Source organism: Pseudomonas sp. NPDC088885, assembly GCF_044750025.1.
In the GTDB taxonomy this organism is placed as follows: Bacteria; Pseudomonadota; Gammaproteobacteria; order Pseudomonadales; family Pseudomonadaceae; genus Aquipseudomonas; species Aquipseudomonas rustica.
Map to the genome: position 1 here is coordinate 1 of NZ_JBIVJB010000106.1, position 7049 is coordinate 7049.

Consider the following 7049-nt stretch of genomic DNA (forward strand, 5'->3'; position numbering starts at 1 on the left):
TGCTTCATCGGCGAGCGTCGCTTCAGCGACTTCCTCAAGCAATACCTGCCAGCGCAACCGGGCGAGATCAAGACCACCGAAGGCGAAGTCATCGGCCGTCATCACGGTTTGATGTACCACACCATCGGTCAGCGCCAGGGCCTCGGTATCGGCGGTTTGAAAGACGCCGGCGACGAGCCTTGGTACGTGCTGCGCAAGGATCTCGACACCAACGAGCTGATTGTCGGCCAGGGCAACAACCATCCGTGGCTGTTCTCCAGCGCCCTGCTCGCCTCGGAAATCTATTGGGTCAACCCGATCGACCTGAGCCAGCCGCTGCGCCTGACCGCGAAAGTGCGTTATCGCCAGAGCGACCAGGCCTGCACCCTGGAAAAAACCGCCAGCGGCTACCGCGCCGTGTTCGACGAACCGCAACGTGCGGTGACGCCGGGTCAGTCCGTGGTGTTCTACGACGGAGAAATCTGCCTCGGCGGCGGCGTGATCGAAGTCGCCGAGCCGTGGAGCGGCCAGGCATGAGCCCGACTCAGGAACAACTGACGGCGCTGGGCGGCGTGTTTCTCGCCGCCGTGCTGGTCGACCGGATCGCCAAGACCGGCCAGACCAGCGAAGCTGGCCTTAGTTGCATGCTCGGCAGCCTGCTGGTGCGCGACCCGAAGGACACGCTGGACGTGTACGGCGGCGATGACCTCAATCTGCGCGAAGGCTATCGGGCGCTGATCGGCGCCCTCGAACGCGACCCGAGCACTTTGCAGCGCGAGCCATTGCGTTATGCGCTGTCGATGCTCGGTCTGGAACGCCAACTGGCGAAACGCGGCGACATGCTCGATGTGATCGGCAAGCGTCTGCCGCAGATTCAGTCGCAGGTCGAACACTTCGGCCCGGCCCATGAAAACGTGATTGCCGCCTGCGGCGCGCTGTATCAGGACACCCTGAGTACCTTGCGCCAACGGATTCAGGTGCACGGCGACATGCGCAACCTGCAACAACCGAGCAACGCCTCGAAAATTCGCGCCCTGCTGCTCGCCGGCATCCGTTCGGCACGCCTGTGGCGACAGCTCGGCGGCCATCGCTGGCAGTTGGTGATCAGCCGGCGCAAGCTGCTCAAAGAGCTGTATCCATTGATGCGCAGCGAGTAAACGCTACGCAATAAACACTTTGTAGTCTGTAACGCGTAATACGCCGGTCAGTTGGCAACGGACCGGCGGATTTTTTCATGTATGATACGCGCCCCATTTCGTTGCCCGACTGTCCGAGAACACCCCATGCAGCTTTCTTCGCTCACTGCGGTTTCCCCTGTTGACGGCCGCTACGCCGGCAAAACCCAGGCCCTGCGCCCGATTTTCAGCGAGTACGGTTTGATCCGTGCCCGAGTTCTGGTTGAAGTGCGCTGGCTCCAGCGCCTGGCCGCCCACGCTGGTATCCCAGAAGTGCCAGCCTTCTCCGCCGAGGCCAACGCCGTTCTCAATGAACTGGCTGAAAACTTCTCGCTGGAGCACGCCGAGCGCGTCAAAGAGATCGAGCGCACCACCAACCACGACGTCAAAGCGATCGAATACCTGCTCAAAGAGCAGGCGGCCAAGCTGCCGGAACTGGCCCAGGTCAGCGAGTTCATCCACTTTGCCTGCACCAGCGAAGACATCAACAACCTGTCCCACGCCCTGATGCTGCGTGAAGGCCGTGACGACGTGATGCTGCCGCTGATGCGCCAGACCGCCGAAGCCATCCGCGAACTGGCCATCCGTTTCGCTGACGTGCCGATGCTGTCGCGCACCCACGGTCAACCGGCCTCGCCGACCACTCTGGGTAAAGAGCTGGCGAACGTGGTTTACCGTCTCGAGCGTCAGATTGCTCAGGTCGCTGCCGTGCCGCTGCTGGGCAAGATCAACGGCGCTGTCGGCAACTACAACGCGCACCTGTCGGCCTACCCGCAGATCGACTGGGAAGCCAATGCCCGCGCCTTCATCGAAGACGAGCTGGGTCTGGGTTTCAACCCGTACACCACGCAGATCGAACCGCACGATTACATCGCCGAGCTGTTTGACGCGATCGCGCGCTTCAACACCATCCTGATCGACTTCGACCGTGACATCTGGGGCTATATCTCCCTGGGTTACTTCAAGCAGCGCACCATCGCTGGCGAAATCGGTTCGTCGACCATGCCTCACAAGGTCAACCCGATCGACTTCGAAAACTCCGAAGGCAACCTGGGTATCGCCAACGCACTGTTCCAGCACCTGGCGAGCAAACTGCCGATCTCCCGCTGGCAGCGCGACCTGACCGACTCCACCGTACTGCGTAACCTCGGTGTCGGCTTCGCCCACAGCGTGATCGCGTACGAAGCCAGCCTCAAAGGCATCAGCAAACTCGAGCTGAACGCTCAGAAGATTGCCGCTGACCTCGACGCTTGCTGGGAAGTATTGGCTGAGCCGATCCAGACCGTGATGCGCCGCTACAACATCGAAAACCCATACGAGAAGCTGAAAGAACTGACCCGCGGCAAGGGCATCAGCCCTGAAGCGCTGCAGACTTTCATCGATGGTCTGGACATGCCAGCCGAAGCGAAAGCCGAGCTCAAGCAACTGACCCCGGCCAACTACATCGGCAACGCTGTAGCGCAAGCCAAACGCATCTGATCGACCGTTTGCCCCGTTTGAGACGCCCGGCCGCGCCGGGCGTTTTTATTCCCGTCTGAAAAGTGCTTTTTTTCAATAGGTTACACATGAATCCTGATATTCCTCTGCAACTTCTGGGTGGCATCACCGCACGCGAATTCCTGCGCGACTACTGGCAGAAAAAACCGCTGCTGATCCGCCAGGCAATCCCTGACTTCGAAAGCCCGATCGACGCCGACGAGCTGGCGGGTCTGGCCCTGGAAGAAGAAGTCGAATCGCGTCTGGTGATCGAGCACGGCGAGCGCCCATGGGAATTGCGTCGCGGCCCGTTCGCTGAAGACGAATTCAGCAAATTGCCGGAAAAAGAGTGGACGCTGCTGGTGCAGGCGGTTGACCAGTTCGTGCCGGAAGTCAGCGAACTGCTGGAAAACTTCCGTTTCCTGCCGAGCTGGCGCGTCGACGACGTGATGATCAGCTTCGCCGCCCCGGGTGGCAGCGTCGGTCCGCACTTCGACAACTACGATGTGTTCCTGCTGCAAGGTCACGGCAAGCGCAACTGGAAAATCGGCCAGATGTGCGATTCCGAGAGCCCACTGCTGCAACACGCGGATCTGCGCATCCTCGCCGAATTCCACGAGACCGAAGAATGGGTACTGGAACCGGGCGACATGCTTTACCTGCCGCCGCGACTGGCTCACTGCGGTGTCGCGGTCGACAACTGCATGACCTACTCGGTCGGCTTCCGCGCGCCGAGCGCCTCTGAAGTGCTGACCCACTTTACCGACTTCCTCAGCCAGTTCCTCACTGACGAAGAGCGCTACACCGACGCCGACGCGCAGCCGGCCGCTGACCCGCACCAGATTCAGCACGATGCCCTGGATCGCCTGAAAAGCCTGCTCGCCGAACACATGAGCGACGAGCGTTTGCTGCTGACCTGGTTCGGCCAGTACATGACCGAGCCGCGCTATCCAGAGCTGGTGGTTGGACCGGAAGACGTCGAAGAAGAAGACTTCCTCAGCGCTCTGCAGGATGGCGCTGTATTGATCCGCAATCCGAGCGCGCGTCTGGCGTGGTCGGAAGTCGATGACGACCTGCTGCTGTTCGCCAGCGGCCAGAGCCGCTACCTGCCGGGCAAACTGCGCGAGCTGCTGAAACTGATCTGCGCCGCCGACGCCCTGCACGCCGACAACCTCGGCGAGTGGCTGAACGACGAAGACGGTGCCGGCCTGCTCTGCGAACTGGTCAAGCAAGGCAGCTTGGGGTTCGCTGATGAATAAGATTCGCGTTCGTGTCGCAGACTGGCAGAAAGACATCGCCGAGATCCGGCGCATTCGTGAAACGGTGTTCATCGCCGAGCAATCGGTGCCACCTGAGTTGGAATGGGACGCGGACGACGCCAGCGCCGTGCATTTCCTGGCGTTTGAAGGCGACTTCCCGATCGGCACTGCGCGCCTGTTGCCTGACGGCCACATCGGCCGCGTGTCGGTGCTGAAAGACTGGCGCGGGATGAAGGTCGGTGATGCGCTGATGCAAGCGGTCATCGCCGAAGCGGAAGCACGCGGCTTGAAAGAGCAGATGCTCAGCGCGCAAGTGCAAGCCACGGCGTTCTATGAGCGCCTGGGCTTCAGCCTGGTCAGCGAGGAATTCCTCGAAGCCGGGATTCCGCACGTCGACATGGTTCGCCATTCGGCCTGAACCCCGCCCTGATCGTTCCCACGCTCTGCGTGGGAATGCCTCTCGGGACGCTCCGCGTCCCTTGCGGCATTTGACGCAGAGCGTCACTGGCTGCATTACCACGCAGAGCGTGGGAACGATCATGCAAACCCTGTGGCGAGGGGATTTATCCCCGTTCGGCTGCGCAGCAGTCGCCAACCCGACAAACTCGGTCTACCTGATGCACCGCGTTTGAAGGATTTGGGGCTGCTTCGCAGCCCATCGGGGATAAATCCCCTCGCCACAAAAGCAGTTCTCGAAACGCCTCGGCATCCAACGATGCCGGGGCGTTTTGTTGTCCAGCATTCAACTTGCCCCACCCGAGGCCGACAAACTGGCAATATCAAGCCTTTCGAACGCGGAGATAACGGACATGTCCCTACGCACCCTGCTCACCACCCTGCTGCTCGGTTGCAGTTTTTCGGTGATGGCAGCCACAGAAATCGTGCCCCTCAAGTACCACACCAGCGCCGATATGTTGCCGGTGGCGCAGGACTTCATCGGTCAGGACGGCCAGGTCAGCGCCTACGGCAACCAGCTCATCGTCAAGGCTGAGCCGGGCAAGATTCAGGAACTCAAGGATCTGCTGTCACAACTCGACACCGCGCCCAAACGCCTGCTGATCACCGTCGACACCAACGAAAACAATGGTCGCGGCGACGAAGGCTACTCCATCAACGGCGCCCCACCGAACCAGACCCGCATCATCAGCCGCAGCACCACCAGCCGTAACGGCGGCATCCAGCAAGTACAGGCCAGCGAGGGCGCACCGGCGCTGATTCAAGTAGGCCAAAGCGTGCCGATCACCAGCAGCCAGAGTAATTCCTACGGCGATTACAGCAGCCAGACCCAGTATCGCAACGTCACTCAAGGGTTCTACGTTACCGCCAGCGTCACCGGCGACACCGTTCACCTGGCGATCAGTACCAACCGTGACCGCATGAGCCAGGAACGTCCCGATGTAGTGAACGTGCAAAGCACTGACACAACCGTCACCGGCCGCCTCGGTGAGTGGATCACCCTCGCCGGCGTCAACAGCCAGACTCAGGCCGACAAACAGGGCCTGACCCGCAGCTACTCTACTCAAGGCCGGGATGACATGACCTTGCGGGTGAAAGTCGACACCTTGGACTAACTCACCGAAAACTGACTGATTAGTCGTATTAGACGAAAGATGTAGTGCTTGAAAAAAAGCACTACAAAACGTTTGACGAGGCAAAAAAGCAAAGGCATGATGGCCTCGCTCCCGCTAATCAGAGGCCCTGGCAAGGGCCTTCGAAGCGATGTTCGCACCTACCCCGCGAACCGCTTCGTGTCTGTACCGCCCACAAGGTGTGTTTGACGAGGTTGCCGACTGGAACGAAGTTGTCCCGAGGGACGGAAGCGTAATTAGGTAACCCGGCTCCACGCTGTAGACCGTATAGAGGCCCACGACGCCCGAATGCGCCCGCAGTCCGCCACTACCTGCTCACTTCCCCTCGAGCCCATCGTTCATCCCGTCGCCTACCCCGCCGAATCCGACTTGACCCCCTAAGCTTCTGGTCAGCGAGCGCAGGAATTTTCCACCGCAGAACAACTTTTCATAAAAGACGCGACGAGGTTTATCTCCATGGCACTGACACGCGAACAGCAAATTGCAGCCCTCGAAAAAGACTGGGCTGAAAACCCGCGCTGGAAAGGCGTGACACGCGCTTACTCCGCTGCTGACGTCGTCCGCCTGCGTGGCTCGGTTCAACCTGAGCACACTTTTGCAAAACTGGGCGCCGAGAAGCTGTGGAACCTGGTAACCCAGGGCGCCAAGCCGTCCTTCCGTCCTGAGAAAGATTTCGTCAACTGCATGGGCGCCCTGACCGGCGGCCAGGCTGTGCAACAAGTCAAAGCCGGCATCCAGGCGATCTACCTGTCGGGCTGGCAGGTTGCTGCGGACAACAACTCCGCCGAATCGATGTACCCGGACCAGTCGCTGTACCCGGTGGATTCGGTTCCAACCGTGGTCAAGCGCATCAACAACTCGTTCCGTCGTGCTGACCAGATCCAGTGGAAAGCCGGCAAAGGCCCGGGCGACGAAGGTTACATCGACTACTTCGCACCGATCGTGGCTGACGCTGAAGCCGGTTTCGGCGGCGTGCTGAACGCTTACGAGCTGATGAAAAGCATGATCGAAGCAGGCGCCGCCGGCGTTCACTTCGAAGACCAACTGGCTTCCGTGAAAAAATGCGGTCACATGGGCGGTAAAGTACTGGTTCCAACTCAGGAAGCCGTACAGAAGCTGACCGCTGCGCGTCTGGCTGCTGACGTTGCCGGCACCCCGACCATCATTCTGGCCCGTACCGACGCGAACGCCGCTGACCTGCTGACCTCCGATTGCGACCCGTACGACCAGCCGTTCGTGACTGGCGAGCGCACTCAGGAAGGTTTCTACAAGGTACGTGCCGGTCTGGATCAAGCCATCGCTCGTGGTCTGGCTTACGCGCCATACGCCGACCTGATCTGGTGCGAAACTGCCAAACCGGATCTGGACGAGGCTCGTCGCTTCGCCGAAGCGATCAAAAAGGAATACCCGGACCAACTGCTGTCGTACAACTGCTCGCCTTCCTTCAACTGGAAGAAAAACCTGGACGACGCGACCATCGCCAAGTTCCAGCGCGAACTGTCCGCCATGGGTTACAAGCACCAGTTCATCACCCTGGCCGGCATTCACAACATGTGGCACAGCATGTTCAA

7 protein-coding genes are annotated in these 7049 nt (G+C 60.3%); all 7 read left to right on the forward strand.

Going from position 1 to position 7049, the window contains the following annotated elements:
* Positions 1-516, forward strand: a 516-nt coding sequence (locus ACIP1X_RS24910; protein WP_400755594.1) for a tRNA methyl transferase PRC-barrel domain-containing protein, incomplete at its 5' end; no start/stop codon positions are given.
* Positions 513-1136 carry a high frequency lysogenization protein HflD gene (gene hflD / locus ACIP1X_RS24915; protein ID WP_400755595.1) on the forward strand — a complete coding sequence of 208 codons (624 nt, stop codon included), beginning with the start codon at positions 513-515 and terminating at the stop codon, positions 1134-1136. The genes ACIP1X_RS24910 and hflD, both read left to right, overlap by 4 nt.
* Before the next feature lie 126 nt (positions 1137-1262).
* Entirely contained in the window at positions 1263-2633 is a 1371-nt protein-coding gene (gene purB, locus ACIP1X_RS24920; protein ID WP_400755596.1) for an adenylosuccinate lyase, read from the forward strand.
* A gap of 86 nt (positions 2634-2719) precedes the next feature.
* The gene (locus tag ACIP1X_RS24925; protein ID WP_400755597.1) at positions 2720-3889 is read left to right on the forward strand and encodes a JmjC domain-containing protein; all 1170 of its coding nucleotides are present in this window, start codon (positions 2720-2722) and stop codon (positions 3887-3889) included.
* Positions 3882-4307 (forward strand): GNAT family N-acetyltransferase, encoded by a 426-nt coding sequence (locus tag ACIP1X_RS24930; protein ID WP_053121618.1) that lies wholly within the window; start codon positions 3882-3884, stop codon positions 4305-4307. The genes ACIP1X_RS24925 and ACIP1X_RS24930 overlap by 8 nt, the downstream gene beginning before the upstream one ends.
* A gap of 391 nt (positions 4308-4698) precedes the next feature.
* Positions 4699-5460, forward strand: a complete 762-nt coding sequence (locus ACIP1X_RS24935) for a secretin N-terminal domain-containing protein (RefSeq protein ID WP_400755598.1) — start codon at positions 4699-4701, stop codon at positions 5458-5460.
* A 474-nt stretch (positions 5461-5934) separates the two neighbouring features.
* Positions 5935-7049: isocitrate lyase (gene aceA, locus ACIP1X_RS24940; protein ID WP_400755599.1), on the forward strand; the 1115-nt coding region annotated here is incomplete at its 3' end.

What these genes read in the sequence shown, in the direction of transcription:
- hflD (WP_400755595.1), top strand. Translation starts at nt 513, where the DNA reads ATGAGCCCGACTCAGGAACAACTGACGGCGCTGGGCGGCGTGTTTCTC.
- purB (WP_400755596.1), top strand. Translation starts at nt 1,263, where the DNA reads ATGCAGCTTTCTTCGCTCACTGCGGTTTCCCCTGTTGACGGCCGCTAC.
- ACIP1X_RS24925 (WP_400755597.1), top strand. Translation starts at nt 2,720, where the DNA reads ATGAATCCTGATATTCCTCTGCAACTTCTGGGTGGCATCACCGCACGC.
- ACIP1X_RS24930 (WP_053121618.1), top strand. Translation starts at nt 3,882, where the DNA reads ATGAATAAGATTCGCGTTCGTGTCGCAGACTGGCAGAAAGACATCGCC.
- ACIP1X_RS24935 (WP_400755598.1), top strand. Translation starts at nt 4,699, where the DNA reads ATGTCCCTACGCACCCTGCTCACCACCCTGCTGCTCGGTTGCAGTTTT.